General features: G+C 40.5%; 17 protein-coding genes. 10 read left to right on the forward strand and 7 right to left on the reverse strand.

Annotation, left to right across the window (positions count from 1 at the left end; all coding sequences use genetic code 11):
* From ON09_RS07175 to ON09_RS07190, 4 genes are all read right to left on the reverse strand, one after another.
* On the reverse strand, positions 1-824 hold an 824-nt coding region (locus tag ON09_RS07175; protein WP_029204177.1), incomplete at its 3' end, for an XdhC family protein.
* Positions 825-865: 41 nt separating this feature from the next.
* A complete protein-coding gene (locus tag ON09_RS07180) occupies positions 866-3,025 on the reverse strand; it encodes a molybdopterin cofactor-binding domain-containing protein (RefSeq protein ID WP_029204178.1) in 2,160 nt (719 codons plus the stop codon).
* Between the two features lies 1 nt (position 3,026).
* Positions 3,027-3,698: a cytochrome c family protein gene (locus ON09_RS07185; RefSeq protein WP_010600383.1), complete on the reverse strand. Its 672-nt coding sequence runs from the start codon at positions 3,696-3,698 to the stop codon at positions 3,027-3,029.
* Positions 3,698-4,171 carry a (2Fe-2S)-binding protein gene (locus ON09_RS07190; RefSeq protein ID WP_010600384.1) on the reverse strand — a complete coding sequence of 158 codons (474 nt, stop codon included), beginning with the start codon at positions 4,169-4,171 and terminating at the stop codon, positions 3,698-3,700. Before ON09_RS07190 ends, ON09_RS07185 begins: the two co-directional genes overlap by 1 nt.
* A gap of 289 nt (positions 4,172-4,460) precedes the next feature.
* On the opposite strand from ON09_RS07190, the gene modA reads away from it, so the two are divergent.
* From modA to ON09_RS07205, 3 genes are read left to right on the forward strand one after another with little or no spacing between them, the layout of a single operon-like run.
* Positions 4,461-5,240, forward strand: coding sequence for a molybdate ABC transporter substrate-binding protein (gene modA, locus ON09_RS07195; RefSeq protein WP_010600385.1), 780 nt, complete (start codon positions 4,461-4,463; stop codon positions 5,238-5,240).
* Between the two features lie 29 nt (positions 5,241-5,269).
* Entirely contained in the window at positions 5,270-5,914 is a 645-nt protein-coding gene (gene modB, locus ON09_RS07200; RefSeq protein WP_238533617.1) for a molybdate ABC transporter permease subunit, read from the forward strand.
* Positions 5,911-6,540 (forward strand): ATP-binding cassette domain-containing protein, encoded by a 630-nt coding sequence (locus ON09_RS07205; protein ID WP_010600387.1) that lies wholly within the window; start codon positions 5,911-5,913, stop codon positions 6,538-6,540. Before modB ends, ON09_RS07205 begins: the two co-directional genes overlap by 4 nt.
* A 47-nt stretch (positions 6,541-6,587) precedes the next feature.
* Here the strand turns inward: ON09_RS07205 and ON09_RS07210 are convergent, their stop codons facing one another.
* The 3 genes from ON09_RS07210 to ON09_RS07220 are packed head-to-tail and all read right to left on the reverse strand — an operon-like array spanning position 6,588 to position 10,369.
* Positions 6,588-8,825: a xanthine dehydrogenase family protein molybdopterin-binding subunit gene (locus tag ON09_RS07210; protein WP_010600388.1), complete on the reverse strand. Its 2,238-nt coding sequence runs from the start codon at positions 8,823-8,825 to the stop codon at positions 6,588-6,590.
* A 16-nt stretch (positions 8,826-8,841) separates the two neighbouring features.
* Positions 8,842-9,861: an FAD binding domain-containing protein gene (locus ON09_RS07215; protein ID WP_010600389.1), complete on the reverse strand. Its 1,020-nt coding sequence runs from the start codon at positions 9,859-9,861 to the stop codon at positions 8,842-8,844.
* Positions 9,854-10,369, reverse strand: a complete 516-nt coding sequence (locus ON09_RS07220) for a (2Fe-2S)-binding protein (RefSeq protein ID WP_010600390.1) — start codon at positions 10,367-10,369, stop codon at positions 9,854-9,856. The genes ON09_RS07215 and ON09_RS07220 overlap by 8 nt, the downstream gene beginning before the upstream one ends.
* 279 nt (positions 10,370-10,648) lie before the next feature.
* Between ON09_RS07220 and ON09_RS07225 the strand changes: the two genes are divergently transcribed.
* From ON09_RS07225 to ON09_RS07255, 7 genes are all read left to right on the forward strand, one after another.
* Positions 10,649-11,440 (forward strand): hypothetical protein, encoded by a 792-nt coding sequence (locus ON09_RS07225; protein ID WP_010600391.1) that lies wholly within the window; start codon positions 10,649-10,651, stop codon positions 11,438-11,440.
* A 10-nt stretch (positions 11,441-11,450) separates the two neighbouring features.
* Positions 11,451-11,966, forward strand: a complete 516-nt coding sequence (locus ON09_RS07230; RefSeq protein ID WP_157258870.1) for a hypothetical protein — start codon at positions 11,451-11,453, stop codon at positions 11,964-11,966.
* Positions 11,967-11,974: 8 nt separating this feature from the next.
* Complete coding sequence (locus ON09_RS07235) at positions 11,975-13,558, forward strand: ankyrin repeat domain-containing protein (protein ID WP_010600393.1); 1,584 nt, start codon at positions 11,975-11,977, stop codon at positions 13,556-13,558.
* Positions 13,559-13,589: 31 nt separating this feature from the next.
* Positions 13,590-14,561: an ankyrin repeat domain-containing protein gene (locus ON09_RS07240; protein ID WP_010600394.1), complete on the forward strand. Its 972-nt coding sequence runs from the start codon at positions 13,590-13,592 to the stop codon at positions 14,559-14,561.
* 20 nt (positions 14,562-14,581) lie between these two features.
* Entirely contained in the window at positions 14,582-15,646 is a 1,065-nt protein-coding gene (locus ON09_RS07245) for an ankyrin repeat domain-containing protein (RefSeq protein ID WP_010600395.1), read from the forward strand.
* A 38-nt stretch (positions 15,647-15,684) separates the two neighbouring features.
* Entirely contained in the window at positions 15,685-16,296 is a 612-nt protein-coding gene (locus tag ON09_RS07250; protein ID WP_010600396.1) for a zinc-ribbon domain-containing protein, read from the forward strand.
* Positions 16,297-16,358: 62 nt separating this feature from the next.
* On the forward strand, positions 16,359-16,742 hold the full coding sequence (locus ON09_RS07255) for a hypothetical protein (RefSeq protein ID WP_010600397.1): 384 nt from the start codon (positions 16,359-16,361) through the stop codon (positions 16,740-16,742).
* Positions 16,743-16,779: the final 37 nt, after the last annotated feature.

A 16,779-nucleotide genomic window follows, 5' to 3' on the forward strand; every position in this document is an offset into this window, starting at 1 on the left:
TAATTATGTGTCATTAACACGAATGCAGTTTGGCGATCTATATCGACATTAGCTAAGATTTCTTTGGGTTTTGCCACCAGAATGCTTTTTGCACTCGGAAACCTTTGCAAGGTGCAATGCGTTTGCCGTCCATCAATTACCGTGATTTCCCATCCGAGGATGTTGGCCATAGACACAAGTGGCTGGGCATCGTTTCCTGCTCCGGCAATGATCAGCTGGATGGGTGGCGGAATAAATTCAATTAAAGCATCGTAGTTTTTCCCTTCGATGCTATACGTTTCTATTCGCGATAATTTCAATTTCAATACGTCGAAAGCATCATTTTTTATTGAGCCAGCTATTTCGGGAATATTTCTCTCTAAAATGGAGTCTTCACGGAATAACATGACAGAACCAGGCTGCGTTTTATCTTCGAGGGAGAAAAGCGTTATAAAAACACAATTTTCACGTTTGCTGTTGGCTGCTTTTAGCAATTCAATCGGATTAAACTGATCATCGCTGAAAATGGGTTCAAACAAAATATGAACAATTCCATTACAGCCTAACTGCACCCCGAATTTAGCATCGTCTTCATCCGTTGTATCGTAGGTTACCAATTTATTTTCGCCCTGATGAATAGCAGAAAGTGCTTTGCGAAGTGCATCACCTTCTAAACAACCACCACTAATTGCGCCTGTCAGCATGCCATCGTCAGTAACGAGCATTCTGGCGCCTGCTCTTCTGTAGGAGGAACCTTCTACTTTGACTACAGTTGCCAATGCTGTTTTCCGGTTTTCTTTTACAGCACTATGGTAAGCACTAATGATGTCAACTATTTCTTTCATAGGGTAATTTAAAGCCATAGTTGGCTTCAGATAAAATTAAACTAAATACTTGCCATATCAAAAGGTAGTTTTCTAATGCGTTTGCCCGTTAGATCGAATATTGCTTCAGTTAGGGCAGGAGCGAAGGGAGGTAATCCCGGTTCGCCTATACCGCCTGCATCCGAATCATTTTCCATAATATGTATTTCGATTGGTGGAATATCAGTTAGTCTCGGCATTTTGTAATCATAAAAATTGCGCTGTTCTACCAAACCATCTTTAAAAGTAATTTCGTGAATGGTTGCCGCCCCTAAGCCCATTACAATGGCACCTTCAATCTGGGCATGAATAATATCCGGATTGACATACCATCCGCAATCTACCACTGCCCAAACCTGATCAATTTTTAGTTTTTCGCCTTTCTTTTTCGAAACTTTGACTACCTGAGCGACTGTTGTACCAAAACATTCTGTGATGGCGATGCCGAAACCTTTGGTTTTTCCTTTGTTCCTCCAGCCTGAAACTTCCTCAATTTTATCAATTAGTTTAGCAGCCCTCTCTTCTTTAAGATACTGCCGCCTGAACGCAAGCGGGTCTTTACCCGCTTTATGGGCCAGCTCATTAACAAAACTTTCATAGGCGAAACCATTTGTAGAGGCATACACCGAGCGCCAGAACATAGTTGGAACTGGGGTTTGAAAAAGAACATCAGCAAAACTAATGTTTTTGATGGTTTCGAAATATGGTTTTAGCCAGCCTTCGGAAGTACTTCTATTTGCTTTACCATTATCACCAGAGCGGAAATGATCATTGTTTTGTCCAGCCGTGCGAAATTTTACGGCGCTGACTTCATTATTTTCAATTACACCCTGGCAACGATAGGAAATGCCCGGGCGGAATGGCCCTTGTGTGATATCATCCTCTCTAGCCCAAATTACCTGCACAGGTAAGCCGATGGCTTTAGAAATTACCAATGCTTCGTGCGGGTAGTCCATTAAAGCCTTTCTGCCGAAACCACCACCCAAAAAAGTCATGTTTACAATCACTTTATCAAAGGCAATTCCCATTTTTTTACTGATGTAATCCTGAATCCAGTTGGGTGCCTGTACCGGTCCCCAAATTTCAACGGTATCGCCGCGATGATGACCAATACAATTCAAAGGTTCCATGGTTGCATGAGATTGATAAGGTGTTTCATAAACAACATCCAGAATATCTTTCGAACGGTTAATTATACCATTGGGATCGCCTTGTGTTTTTAATAAACGCCCTTCTTCGGTTTTTAAAACTTCGCGTTGTTTGCGATAGATTTCAGGCGTGTTCACATGCTCAAAACCGCTATCGTCCCATTCTATCTTCAACGCCTTTTTGCCTTGCAATGCCGCCCAGGTTGAAGTGGCAATTACGGCAACACCTTCTCTATCCATATCATAAACCCCCATGGCAATCTTAATCACATTGGTTACGCCAGGAACTTTACGTGCTTCAGTATCATCAAAACTTTTAATCTTTCCCCTTAATCTTGGATTACGCTCTACGGCGGCAAATACCATTCCGGGAATTCGTTTGTCGATTCCAAAGATTGCCTGTCCGTTAGTTTTAAGCGGCGTATCTTTCCGGTGAAGCGGTTTGCCGATTAATTTATAAGCAGAGCGAGGTTTTAATGCGACATCTTTTGGTGCCTGTAGTTTGGAGGCATCTACCACCAGTTCGCCGTAATGAAACTTTTTATCAGAAGGTTTGTGGATTACATGACCTGATGCTGCATAGCATTCGGTAACGGGTACTGACCATTTTGCAGCTGCTGCCATGATTAATACTTGTCGTGCTGAGGCACTTAATTTCAGCAGGTTTTTGTAAGCGCCTCGAATGGTTGAGCTACCACCTGTTAACTGGCTGCCATATTTTTTCTCGTTACCTTGTGCAAACTGGATATCTACTGATGCTAAATCTACCTCAAGCTCTTCGGCAATGATTTGTGCAATAGAGTGATAAACACCCTGGCCCATTTCTGCCCGATGACTTACGAGGGTGATTTGTCCGGATGGTTTAATCAAAATCCAAGCAGTAAGCTCGGTGTAAACATCTGCTGCCACGGCTTCTTCTTCACTCATTACCATTGCCACTGCGGCATCAGGCAAATATAAACCCAGAAATAAGCCTGCACTTCCTAATCCTGCGGTTCTTAAAAAATTTCTTCTCGAAACTTGTGGTGTGCTCATATTATGTTGTTTTCTGAAAGAAAGTAAGGTTATTTTTTGGCGCATAGGCACCTGTTGTAAGCCAGGTAATCCAGGCCTTTTTAAATTCTGCATGGCTCATTGGCGGTAGCGTTCTTCCCTCACCAGGATTCCAACCGGCCAGCACTAATCCGTCATCAGCATGTTCTATTAATTTTTTAATGTCCTTATTTCCATTCTGCTTCGGATTAACTAGCTGTTTGGCTAGCTGATATGGTGTTCTGCCTTGAAAAACCATTTTCATATTTGCTGGTGGCAAATGCCAGTTTGGATTTCCCGGAGGCGTGTTTTTACCAGGTGTATTGGTCGGTTGGTGGCAGTTGGCACATTTCATGGCGAAAACACCTTTTCCCTCTACACCTCGCTGCGGATTCATCGTATGTAAATGGCTGTCATCACCCTGAAGCGGAATATCTCCGGATGGATGGCAATTCATGCATCGGGGGCTCATTAGTACCCGGTAAACTTTTTTAAACGCTGCTACCGATGCTACACTATCTTTTACTACGACAATTTTCTTTTCGTGCTCAACAGGCTTATGATCGTCATGTAAAGCAAAAGCCATGATCGTTACCAGTGAGAGCATGATCACCATAATGTAGGCGATCCGCATGATGCCTGTGTGGCCTTTGAGCAGATTTTTTAATTTTATCATCACTTTGCCATTCCTCCTTTCCTGGTTATTTCAGCAGCCATGTGGATGGCTTTGCGGATTCGTGGATACGTTCCACAGCGGCAAATGTTGCCTGACATGGCCTGATCTATATCTTCATCGGTCGGATCCGGTTTCTCCCGCAGTAAAACAGCAGCAGACATGATCTGACCTGAATGACAATAACCGCACTGCGGTACATCTGCTTCATTCCATGCGAGTTGTAAAGGATGATCATTGTTTTTTGATAAACCTTCAATGGTTAAAATCTTTTGGTTTTGCGCCCTTGAAACTTTTGTTACGCAGGAACGAACAGCCTCACCATTTAAGTGCACTACACAAGCGCCACATTGTGCCACGCCACAGCCAAATTTAGTGCCGGTTAGCCCAACCAGATCTCTGATAGCCCATAATAGAGGCATCTCTGGATCTGCGTCGATATTATAATTTTGATCGTTAATGTTCAAAGAAATCATTTTGTTAGTTTTAGTGTTGCATTAGCGGAATTGAAAAATAAGGTCTATTCATGGCCTCCGCTAATCGTAATTTTCCGCTAACTAATTTACAAATAACATGCTCAAGTGTTTGCCCATTCAGTAATATTGGTACATAAAAAGTAATTATGGTAATCTTATATTCTTAGGCGTTTTAAGGGCGAGGTATTATCTTAGGATTTTCACTGAATCTTAAACCTATTTTAATACTTGTTGTTTGTAGCTAAAAGGCTAAATTTAGCCTGATTCTAAAATTATTCAACTGAACTAAATGCCTAGATATTATAAAATTGCCAGGATTCTTATACTTTTTACCTTTTTGATTGCTTTGCAGATTAAAGGATATGCGCAGCCACTTCGTGTGGCAGTAGCTGCGAATGCCCAAAGCGTTATCAAAAAGCTGCAAGCTGATTTTAAAAAACGTACTGGTATTGAACTCGAAGTAATTATCGGTGCATCAGGAAAGCTTACCGCACAAATAATGAATGGTGCTCCATATGAAATATTTCTTTCTGCAGATACTGAATTTCCAGATCAGTTGTTTGCCAAGGGCTATGGGTTGAAGTCGCCAAAGGTGTATGCTTTAGGAAGTTTAATTGTTTGCGGATCGGTTAAAGGGGAGGTGAAGAACTGGCAATCGCTTTTAAAAAGTACCGAAGTGAAAAAAATTGCGATTGCAAACCCAAAAACAGCACCTTATGGCAAAGCTGCAAAAGAATCGCTTAAATTCTTCGGACTGGAAAATGACATTGCTTCGAAACTGGTATTTGGAGAGAGTATCTCGCAAGTAAATACCTATATTCAAACAAGCGCTGTCGAAGTCGGTTTTACCACGGAGGCATTCCTTTACGAACGGGTTGACCATTCAAAGGTAAAGTGGGTAAGGGTAGATCCAAAAAGTTACGGTAAAATTGAGCAGGCAGTTATTTTGCTTAAATATGCCAATCAAACCAATTTGGATAAAGCAACACAGTTTTATAATTATCTCTCTTCTCCATCGGCTAGGAAAATAATCGATGCAAATGGCTATCACTTACCACTACAAAATTAAGCATGAATCTTGACCCCATTTGGCTGAGTATGAAACTCGCTTTAATTACGACAATTTTTCTGCTCATCCTCGGAATTCCGATTGCATACTGGCTCTCCAGGAAACAAAGTATTTTGAAATTAGTCATAGAGGCCATTATCACCATGCCACTGGTATTGCCACCTTCCGTACTCGGGTTTTACCTGCTTTTAGCTTTCAGTCCGAATAACGCATTTGGGAAATGGTTGCAGCTTCATTTTAACCTGCAGCTGGTTTTCTCTTTCAAAGGATTAATTTTGGCATCAATTATTTATAGTCTGCCATTTATGATTAGCCCGATAAAGGCTGCATTTTCACATTTACCCCAATCCATTGCTGAAGCATCATACGTTATGGGAAAATCGAAAACAAAAACTTTTTTCGCCGTTTTGCTTCCAAATATTAAACCGTCTATTTACACGGCGGCCGTATTAACCTTTGCCCATACCCTTGGTGAATTTGGTGTGGTGCTGATGATTGGAGGAAATATTCCGGGAGAAACTAAAGTTGCATCCATTGCCATTTATGATGCCGTCGAAACCATGGATTATCAAGCTGCAAACGTTTATGCCATGATTTTATTTGCCATCACTTTTATTATTGTTATTGGCGTATTTGTAATTAATAGAAATGCTGTTAAAAGTCCCTTCGAATGATAAAAATTGCAGTTGAGAAAAAAGTAGGTGGTAAATACGGCCATTTTGAGTTGGAAGTGGATACTGGTTTTCAGTTAAATAAAACGACAAGAATACTTGGTCCATCGGGAGTGGGGAAGACAACACTTCTCAAAATTCTAGCAGGTCTGGTGCTTCCTGATTCAGGAAAGGTGGTGTTTGAAAACGAGCTTTGGTATGACGGGGAAAGAGGATATTCCAAGAAAGTACAGGATCGTGGTGTTGGATTTGTCTTTCAGGATTATGCACTATTTCCAAACATGAGCGTCGAAAAACATCTTCAGTATGGAAGCAATGATTCATCTTACATTTCCCGTTTACTCGAGCTTGGTGAGATGACGAAAATGCGGGATAAACTGCCCAGGCAACTTTCTGGAGGCCAACAACAACGTTTAGCAATCATGAGAGCCCTATCTACAAAACCAAAACTCCTTTTGATGGATGAGCCCTTTGCAGCACTTGATAGCCAGCTGAAACACCGTTTAATTAGCGGACTCAAACTTCTTTTTACCGAGCAGCAAACTACTGTCATCGTGGTGACCCATCAGGAAGATGAACTAAGTGACGAAAATAGTCTGGAGTTTACATTAACTACTAAGGAAGACTAAGCAGATTAATTGATTGTGCCTTAGTAGTTAATGCTGTTGCTTAGTTGTTAAATCAATTCATCGAAATGGATGGGTAATTTGTAAATTCTTTTACCGGTAGCATTAAAAATTGCGTTAGAAATAGCGGCAGGCATTCCTACCAGGCCAATTTCACCCACACCTTTCGTACCGATTTCATTAATCAGGTCATCTTTTTCATCCGCAAAAATCACATCGAGCTGGTTAATATCGGCGTGTACCGGAATATGATATTCTCCGAGATTGGCATTAATGTATTTACCCAGGTGATCATCCATAATGGTTTCCTCATGTAAGGCTTTGCTAATCCCCCAAACCATTGATCCTGAAATTTGGCTTTTTGCAGTTTTTGGATTGATAATTTTCCCTGCGGCAACAGCCGTAACTGCCCTTGTAACCGTTACTGTACCAAGATCCTGATCTACTTCTACCTCTACAAAGGAAGCGCTATGTGTGGCCAAACTGTATTTCCTCAGTTTAAGCATGTGCGGTTTCCCTAGGTTAGTGGTTTTAATGGCTTTACCTTTATTAGAGGCGATAATTTCTTTTAGCGAAATAAAAACTTCAGGCTGATCTTTTAGGTGCATTTTTCCTGCACTAAAAATCACCTCATCTTCTTTTGCTTTTTTAAATGGTGAAGCATCCATTTCTGCCGCTTTCCTTAATAGTTTTTTGCGCAAGGCTTTTGCTGCAACTACAATGGCAACTCCGGTAGATGAAGTGATGGCTGAGCCACCCTGAAACATTGAAAACGGCTTTTTACTGTCTCCGTATTGAAAATCAACCTCTTCTAAAGAAAGTCCAAGCTCATCGGCTGCAATTTGAGTCATCACGGTTAATGTTCCTGTTCCAATATCGGTGGTGGCATTATTCAGCACCATTCTGCCATCTTTGGTAATCATGGCTTCCACCCGTGCCGGAAACTGAAAGGCGTCCCAGATTCCTGTAGCCATTCCAAAGCCCACCAATTTATTACCCCGTTTCATGGCCCGTGGTTCCGGGTTTCGGTTGCTCCACCCAAACTTTTCAGCAGCCTCCAGGTAACAAGCCCTAAGCGCTTTGCTGGTGTATGGTTTTTTGCTAGAGGGATCCATCTCAGAATAATTGATCAGGCGGAGTTCCAACGGATCGATTTTAAGCTGATGGGCGAGTTCATCCATGGTACATTCAATGGCATGAAGCGCTGTACTTCCTCCGGGCGCCCGCATATCCATTGGGGTGTAAACATCTAAGGGAACAAGGTTATGCTCAAAAAGTGTATTTGGTGAAGGATATAGTTTATGGCTCCAATTTGCTGTCGGCTCCGTATAATCTTCAAAATTAGATGTTTCTGCAAAGGCACTATGGCCAAGTGCCGTGATTTTGCCATTGATATCACTGCCAAAACGCATTTTTTGTATGGCTGGCGGCCGATGGCTGAAAGAAAACATTTGTTTCCGATCCAACACCACCCGCACATTTCGTTTTAAGTGGAGTGCTGCCATTACACAAAGAAACAGTTGGTACTGCGGACGAAGTCCTGAACCGAATGCACCGCCCACAAAAGGAGCCAGAACCCTTACATCCTTATAATGCAAACCGAAAATATTAGCCACATACAATTGATTGTTAATGGTTCCTTGTGTTTTATCGTAAATGGTCAGTTTTCCTTTTCCTTCATATACGGTGGTTGTAGCGAAAAGCTCAATTGGATTATGATGTTCAGTGCCGTGTTGAAATTCCGCTTCCACTTTACAGGCAGCATTCTCAAAAGCGTTTTCGAAGTCGCCGGTAGGAGGAGGCGGTGGCGGTTTCAACGCTGTGGCGAAGCCCTTCTTGGCTGGCCGGGCTTTATCGAGATTGTTTCTTAAATTGGTTTCAAAAGTTTCCTGCTGAAATTCAAATATAATTTGGGTAGAAGCATACCTGGCCGTTTCAAAATCCTCAGCCACTACCAACGCAATCGGTTGGCCGTTGTATAGGATGTTTTCGTCATACAAGGGTTTGAAAACGGTCCCTGGTGGCGCATCCATATCGGTATATTGCAAATCAAACCATGCCAATTTTGTGCGGTTTTCATGCGAGAGCACATCCTTAACACCAGGAATACGAAGTGCTTTTGAAATATCAATATTTAAAATTTTGCCTTTTGTAATTGGGCTGCTCACCACATACCCATGTAACAAATCGTCTACCTCATACTCGGCCGCATATTTTGCAACACCAGTTACCTTTAACTTTCCTTCCAGTCGGCTAATGGGTTGTCCTACAGTTTTGTTTAAATCCATTTTAATTTTTTTGGTTTTATGCTGATGGCTGCGCACCCGGAAGCTGAGATTCTGGATTTAAAGCCATCAACCCGTTACGAACAATTGCTCTTTTGGCAAGCTTTATTTTAAAATCATTGTGTCCATATCCTGTTGCACCGCTTAAAATAATATCTGCTGCAAGGGCAAAACTCTCTGCATTTGCAATTTTGCCTCGCAAAAAGTCTTCAGCTTCTGCTGAACGCCAGGGTTTATGCGCCACGCCGCCAAGTGCAATTCTGGCTTCTTTAATGGTATCTCCATCAAGTTCTAGTGCTGTTGCAACAGATACCAGCGCAAAAGCATACGAATGCCGGTCGCGTAGTTTCAGGTAAGAATAATTTGCTGCGAATCCTTTTTCCGGAAGATCAATGGAAACAATCAGCTCGTGAGGTTTAAGGTTGTTATCCAGGTCTGGCCGATCATCTGGTAATCGATGAAAGTCAGCAAAGTTAATGCTGCGGTTTCCTTCCGGACCAGCAACGTTCACTACTGCATCCAAAGCAGTCAGAGCCACACACATATCAGATGGGAAAACAGCAATGCAGTGTTCACTGGCGCCTAAAATTGCATGAATCCTATTATATCCCTCTTTGGCAGGACAACCGGAACCCGGAACGCGTTTGTTACAGGGCACTTCAGGATCATAAAAATAGTAACATCTCGTTCGCTGTAACAAGTTGCCTCCATTACTGGCCATATTCCTGATTTGCGCCGATGCGCCTGCCAAAATTGCTTTCGAAAGCAGCGGATATTTTTGTTCTACCACAGGATGGTAAGCAGTGTCTGCATTTTTAAATCCCGCTCCAAGTCGCAGCCCTCCATTTTCCAGTTCCCGAATTTCTGACAGTTCAGCGATGCGATTGATGTCAATCAGTTCAGTAGGGTTGGTGATGTTATATTTCCATAGATCAATCAGGTTAGTGCCACCGGCCAAAAACCTGGATCCGTCATGATTTTCAATAAGGTTAATTGCCTCGACTGAAGTTGTTGCTTGTTGATATTCGAAATTATTCACCGCTACCTCCGTCTTTTACCTGCATGATGGCATCGATAATCCCTACGTTTGCACCACAGCGACAAAGATTTCCACTCATCAACTCTTTTACTTCTTCTCGTGAATTGGCTTTGCCTTCTTTTATCAGGCCAATGGCGCTGCATATTTGGCCCGGAGTACAATAACCACACTGAAATGCATCATGGTCTATAAAAGCTTGTTGTATCGGATGTAAATTATCGCCTTGCGCAACGCCCTCAACGGTAGTAATTTCAGATCCGTTTTTCATTACAGCCAATGTAAGGCAACTCAGAATTCGTTTGCCATCGCAGATTACCGTACAGGCGCCACATTGTCCATGATCACAACCCTTTTTAGTTCCGGTCAAATGTAAATGGTCACGCAATCCATCCAGCAGGCTTACCCATGGCAGGATGAACAGTTTTTTATCTTCTCCGTTAACCTTCAAATTCACTGCACAAGTATTTTGCTTGGTGAAGAGATGGTCTTGTGGTTCTGTTTGCATCATAAGAAATTGTTAGTTGTACTTCCGTTCTGCTAACATCAAAAAACGATGATAAGTTTTGCCTTTTTACGCTGTCTTAATTCATCATTGTTGCCAATCGATCTTCAGGTTTAGATTTCATCATTCCATTTTCAAATAGTGAATACATACCGACGAATTCTCAATCATATCCAGCGAATTTCAATTCAGCCTTATTTTAATTCATTAGGGGTGCTATTTTACATTACGAAACTGAATAATTGAGGTTTTGGCTTTTTATCAAATCAAAAGAAATGAAATATTATGGGTTGGGACATTAGCTATCATCCAATTGATGAAGAACAAATGAAGGCTTGGTACTTCGATGTATTGGAAAAGAAGGCACTAGTTAATACATTGGCAAGCCAGCACGGCATTGAAGATTTTTATCAGCAAAAATACATCGATACCATAAATGTGGCTTTAGAAACTGGTTCGGATGATAATTTCGAACATACACACGGCTATTACATTGCGGTTATTCAAGGTTTCTTCGAAAAATATTTTTACGTACGCGGAGGTGCATTGTCTTTTGCAGAGAGCGATGTATTTCAAAAATATTTCAAGCCTTGGGAAGCGATTATTCCCGAACATAGATTTGCTCAAAAAATTCATAACCGTATTGTAGAAAACTATAGTTCGGGGATTTACATTCCTAAAGAGAAAGTAACACAGCTATTAAATGATTATAAAAATGATGCGCTTATTAAAACAGCATTGGACGAACTTTTTTCGCATGGGCGCATTGCAGTGTTTTTAAAAGCTTTGGCTTACGCTGATGGAAAAGGTTTAGGGCTGTTAGAAGCAACAGAAGTAGTAGAGCCTAATCCGCTAGATTTAAACAGTTCTGCTTGCTATTCTAATTTGTTTAATTGCGATCCTGAGGGAGCACGCCTTTATCAAGACACAGCAATGGCTCAGTTTGCAGAAATTGAAAAACGAGAAGGTTTGGCAGAAGGAACCATAATAAACAACGCAGAGCACGTGGTAAACCATATCCAACCTGTAGAACCAAAAAAGGAAAAAGGATTTTGGAAAAAATTATTTGGTAAATAAATCCGAAGATATGCTTATCGATAAAAATAATTCAGAAAACGAGTTAAATCTAACAAAGTTGGAGGCTGATGGTATGATGTACATCCAAACCAATCAGTGGCTTTTGGCTTACTCGGCTTTTGTTCATTTATATAAAAACGCAAAAGATAAATCGGTAGCCTTATTATACAATACGGCGCTATGCCATTACTCGGCCAAAGAATATTCAAAAGCTATCGCGATGTTGGGAGAGGCGCAGATGAAAATCGCTACGCCATCAGCTTTGCAAAATGCTACAAATCATTTACCAGATAATTTATTAACGGATGAATATGACAACCGCTTTTATCGCCTTGCGTTAAACGAAACCGCAATTGCCTTAACTAATAGTATTATCAAATTACGCATCCGCAGGTTGCTGGTCGATTTAAATTTGGAACTCGAAAACTGGCAGGAAATCACTCGTTTATCGGCTTTGCCTGATATGGAAAAATGTAAAAACGTACAGGAAGCGTTGGCTATCGCAAAATCTAAAACAAACACCTAAGAAAACAAATGAATTTATATCAAATAGAACAAGCTTATATCCAGGGAAGAGACCTTGCCGAGATAAACGAACTATACAAAACCGAAATTGCCGATATTACAGAAGAACAGCAAGTGGAAGTTTGGAGGCAGGTCTGTGGTTTCGTCAACGTAGAAATGGTTGATTACCTGATTGCGAAAGGTTGGCGAACCGCAGGTGTAGAAGATAGTAACGGCGATACGCTGTTGCACTTTTTAGCTACGCCACTGCGTAGTTATGATTACTTTATTGCTGAAAAGAGGGTTTACGAATGCACCAAAAAATTATTGGAAGCTAAGGTTAGTCCGCTCAGAAAAAATAGCCAGGGTGAAACCGCTTTAATGTTGGCCGCAAAAATAGGTTATACAGAAATGCTGGAAGCGTATGCCGAAACTGGTGCCAAAATAGATTTTAACGACCGTAATGGAAATACGATACTGCATATTTTAGCATCAAATTCTTCTTCTGCGATTTCTGATTATGAAAAATCTTTAGAACGTTTAATGATCCATCAGAGAGACGAAAACTATGATGAAAACAATCAGCGTCATCTTCAAGAGCGAAGACAATTAGAATGGAGGCACCATGTAGACAAGGCGAGGTTCAACCAATTTATCACATTCGCTATTGTAGGTAGAGAATTTGGGATAGACCCTTTACAGCGCAACAACGAGAAAAGAACGGCTGTTGAGGTGGCTATTGGTCAGAAATCTAAATCTATTGGTGCGATTTTAAAGGGTGTAGATTTTAACGACCAAGAAAAGGTATCGCTATATTTTAACGCTGGCGGAATGGATTTACATCAAGCTTGTGCTGAAAAAGATTTGGAGGCAATTGATGCATTGATTAAGCTTGGTGAAAATGTAAACGAAATTTATGATAAAGAGGGCGATAGATTTAATGGAATGACGCCTTTAGCCATCGCGATGCAAAAACATTCAGTAGAAATTACGGATTTGTTATTGAAAAATGGAGCAGACGCCACAACTGTAGATAGCAAAGGCTGGCATCCTTTTAGGCATTTGTACGATATAAATTCTACCATTGCTGTTCACATCGACCTTTTTCATAACAAAGTATTCCAAAAAATATTAAAAGCCTATCTCGATGCAGGCTTCGATATCAACTCACTTTTAGATGATGAGGAGAACACGCTTTTAACCCTATCTGCCAAATACGCCGACCGTTTGATGATGCATAACAGCTATACGATTTCGAAAGTATTGCTTGATGAAGCGACTTATGCTGGCGCTGATGTTAATAAAACCAATCGCGATGGTATTTCTGCTTTGATGTATTTATGCGCAACCGGATTGGAACGTGGCGAAAAAAGCTTACTTACGCTTTTAGAGCAAGGCGCATCTACAGAACTCATCGACAAAAATGGCAAAACAGCCTTGATTTATGCGGTGAATAATGATAGAAAATCGGATGCGCAAACCTATTGCGAACTGATGGCAGAATTTGGAGATCTGTTGATTGACGCTAAGGATAATACCCAACAATCTGCCTTAGATTATGTAGTAGCCAAAGATAATGAAGCACTTGTGGCCTGGTTAGTTGGAAAAATGTAATTCAAAAAATCAAAATTAACATCAACATAAAATGGATACGATATTTTTAAATGCCTGTAAAAATAACCAAAAAGCAATTGTACAAACTTTATTAAAAAAGGGTGGGATAAACCTTGATAAGAGAGATGCAATGGGCAATACGCCTTTGTTTTATTCTTGCCAAAAAGGGGCAAGAGACATCGTTAAAATTTTAATAGAAGGCGGTGCAGATGTAAACCTGGCCAACAACCAAAGTGCCACACCTTTGCATATTGTTTCGCAAAGCGGAAATAAAGAAATTGTAGCATTGTTATTGGATAATGGAGCGGATATTAATGTAACTGATAAAGAAGGAAAAACCGCGTTGATTTATTCGCTGGCAGAAGGAAGAACAGAATTTACGAAGTTTTTATTATCTAAAGGAGCGGATAAAAACATTAAGGATAACGAGGGGCATAGTGCATTGGATTATGCTACGAGCAGAGGTTTGCGAGATACGGTAGCGTTGCTGGCTGGTCAAGGTGATGATAAAAATAGTTCAGGTAACACGCCTTTGCATCAGGCGGTTTGGAACAATGAAGCGGAAGTGGTTGGTGCATTATTGAAAATCAACACAATCGATATCAACGCGATCAACGATCAGGGCGACAGTGCTTTGGTGTTGGCGTGTATGCAAAATAATCTACGAATTGCCCAACAACTGATTAATGCTGATGCCGATATGTTATTAAAACGATTGGATGGCAATTCGGTTTTGCACTACAGCACCGGCCGGGGAAATAAAGAAATTGCAAAACTGCTGGTAGAGAAGGGAATGGATATCAACACTAAAAATAATGAAGGCGAAACACCGTTAATTGTAGCTTCCATTTGCGGTTTTAATGAAATTTCAGCTTTGCTGATTGACAATGGCGCTGATGTAAATGAGAAAGATAACGATGAACATTCTGCTTTGCATTATGCTTCAGAAAAAGGCTACAATGAAATTGTAGAGCAGTTAATTATGGCCGGAGCCAATTCCTAAAATAAACTTATTTATATGCCATGGCGAAGAAAAAGAAAACACTTCCTAAAGATTTCCGTGAAATACTGGACGCAAAAGACTTTGAAAGTTTTAAAAAAGTATTTGATACTTGCGAAATAGATGCCCGGGGAGGTTATGGGAAAACAACGGCACTCAGTTTTTATCGCATTCCGAATGATTTTGTGCGTTGGTTGGTAGCGCAAGGCGCTGATTTAGAAGCTGTAGATAATTATCAACGTACGGCACTTCATGAACAAGCCAGCATTAGGGGTGGCGATGTGAGTGTTTTTTTAGAGCTTGGTGCGAATGTAAATGCCGTTGATACGTATGGTGCTACACCATTACACTTTGCAACAGGACACGGTTTTAATGTAGATGCGGTTAAAAAGCTGATTGAATACGGTGCGAATGTTAAAGCAGTAGATGATTATGAGCAGACGCCACTCGAAAGTGCGCTCAGTAATGCCAGGAACATGGACCTTCAGGCGCTGGCGAAAATTTCAAGCATACTTCTTAGTGCAGACAATAACATTACGCAAAAAATGAAAGATGCGGTAGTTAAAAAGGGAGAGGATTTTGAATTTCATCGGGAAAATTTTAATAAAGATTACCTGCAAGAAACCGAACAAGCACTCGATCAACTCTATAAAATTTTTCATGTTCCGCCTGTAAAAAGGCGTTTGATGCATGACGGCGTATCACCAATTAAAGTAAATGGAACTACCTGGCAAGAACAGTATGAAGCGTTGTGGGAACTTTTAATACCCTCTAGCGGTAGTGCTAAAACGTTGCAGGGCGAAGTGGTGCGTATTGCCGGAAAAGTGAGAGATGAAATACATCGGAATGGTGGTGGAAACTGGAACGCAGATTTTAAAAAGATGTTGGATGCCTTTGGTCTACATCTTAAAACAGAAAATTCTCTTGCTACCGCTGATTTGGAAAAAGCTGATCTGATTATAAAAGATATTCGAAAAAATGGAGATGGTGACGACGATGAACTCCATTTTTTATGCGAGTTGGCTACCAAGTGGGTGCTGAAAAATCCAAATCCAGTTAGGTTAGAAAAACCTGCTTATAAAAGATAAATAGCAATACATCAATCAAAAATCTTAAGAAAAACGTCATGATTATTTTTGGAACACGATCAAAACTTTTAAATGCATTTGGTACACAACAAACTTGCAACCATTGCAATACTGGTAAGCTAAATGTAGTCTACACAATAAACTACTTCCATATTTTCTGGATACCAATGTTTCCTATTGGTAAAAAAGGCATGACCCAATGCCCACACTGTAAACAGACGCTAACCGAACGGGAACTTGATCCGCAAAGTCGCAATTACCTTCAAAGTCAAAAAGGGAATGCTAAAACACCATTAAAATACTTTGCCGGCTTAATTATAATCGGCTTACTAGTCTTTTCGGTAATTACAATTAATGTTTTAGATAAAAAGGGAGGCTATATCCGAAACCCTGAAATTGGCGACGTATACCAGGTAAAAGGCTTTGATGAAAATCAATTTGTATTATGGAAGGTAACGGCTGTAGAAGGCGACAGCGTGGTGTTTGTAACTCACAAAAACAATGCCCTTAGTCAGGCGGAAATAAATGATGAAACTGTGTTTGGAAAACTTGATGCCGATTTTGCGTCAAGCACTTTGAAAATGGCCAAAAGCAACATCAAAAGTATGACTAAAAACAACAAAAATCTGGTGGCGATATTTAGGAAATAGAGCGCTAAACAAAGCTTGTTAATTAATATGCTTAACCTGATATCAATTTAGAATAAAAGAACATGAGTTACGATTTAGCCATTTGGAAACGCTCTGACAGGACGAAAACCGCCATGCTTTTTGAATGTTATGATGCCATAATTGAAGAAAATAGCCACACTGCTATGGAGTTTTTTAATGAAGATGAATTTTTAAATGGCTTTGAAGAAGAGTTTGGCAAAAGACAAAAAGGATACTTTGGAAAGGAGATAGACGATTGCCCATTTTTATTTTCTACAGGAACAGGAGAATTTGGCAACTGGGTATTGATGCACCTTAATTCGTCTACACAGCAAATCACCTCAAATAAAATTATTGCTATGGCCTTAAAACACGGACTTATGGTTTACGACCCTCAACGAAAAGCTGTTTGGGGTAATAAAAGACCAGTTAAAAAAATAAGTTGATATAAAAAATGAACAACAAAATCAATAAGATCACAAT

Source organism: Pedobacter agri PB92, from assembly GCF_000258495.1.
Taxonomy (GTDB): Bacteria; Bacteroidota; Bacteroidia; order Sphingobacteriales; family Sphingobacteriaceae; genus Pedobacter; species Pedobacter agri.

Bases quoted from the DNA above. Each gene is read 5' to 3' on its own strand.
- ON09_RS07230 (WP_157258870.1), top strand. From the start codon at position 11,451: ATGCTTATCGATAAAAATAATTCAGAAAACGAGTTAAATCTAACAAAG.
- ON09_RS07205 (WP_010600387.1), top strand. From the start codon at position 5,911: ATGATAAAAATTGCAGTTGAGAAAAAAGTAGGTGGTAAATACGGCCAT.
- ON09_RS07250 (WP_010600396.1), top strand. From the start codon at position 15,685: ATGATTATTTTTGGAACACGATCAAAACTTTTAAATGCATTTGGTACA.
- ON09_RS07225 (WP_010600391.1), top strand. From the start codon at position 10,649: ATGGGTTGGGACATTAGCTATCATCCAATTGATGAAGAACAAATGAAG.
- modA (WP_010600385.1), top strand. From the start codon at position 4,461: ATGCCTAGATATTATAAAATTGCCAGGATTCTTATACTTTTTACCTTT.
- ON09_RS07240 (WP_010600394.1), top strand. From the start codon at position 13,590: ATGGATACGATATTTTTAAATGCCTGTAAAAATAACCAAAAAGCAATT.
- ON09_RS07255 (WP_010600397.1), top strand. From the start codon at position 16,359: ATGAGTTACGATTTAGCCATTTGGAAACGCTCTGACAGGACGAAAACC.
- modB (WP_238533617.1), top strand. From the start codon at position 5,270: ATGAAACTCGCTTTAATTACGACAATTTTTCTGCTCATCCTCGGAATT.
- ON09_RS07210 (WP_010600388.1), bottom strand. From the start codon at position 8,825: ATGGATTTAAACAAAACTGTAGGACAACCCATTAGCCGACTGGAAGGA.
- ON09_RS07245 (WP_010600395.1), top strand. From the start codon at position 14,582: ATGGCGAAGAAAAAGAAAACACTTCCTAAAGATTTCCGTGAAATACTG.
- ON09_RS07180 (WP_029204178.1), bottom strand. From the start codon at position 3,025: ATGAGCACACCACAAGTTTCGAGAAGAAATTTTTTAAGAACCGCAGGA.
- ON09_RS07185 (WP_010600383.1), bottom strand. From the start codon at position 3,698: ATGATAAAATTAAAAAATCTGCTCAAAGGCCACACAGGCATCATGCGG.
- ON09_RS07235 (WP_010600393.1), top strand. From the start codon at position 11,975: ATGAATTTATATCAAATAGAACAAGCTTATATCCAGGGAAGAGACCTT.
- ON09_RS07220 (WP_010600390.1), bottom strand. From the start codon at position 10,369: ATGATGCAAACAGAACCACAAGACCATCTCTTCACCAAGCAAAATACT.
- ON09_RS07190 (WP_010600384.1), bottom strand. From the start codon at position 4,171: ATGATTTCTTTGAACATTAACGATCAAAATTATAATATCGACGCAGAT.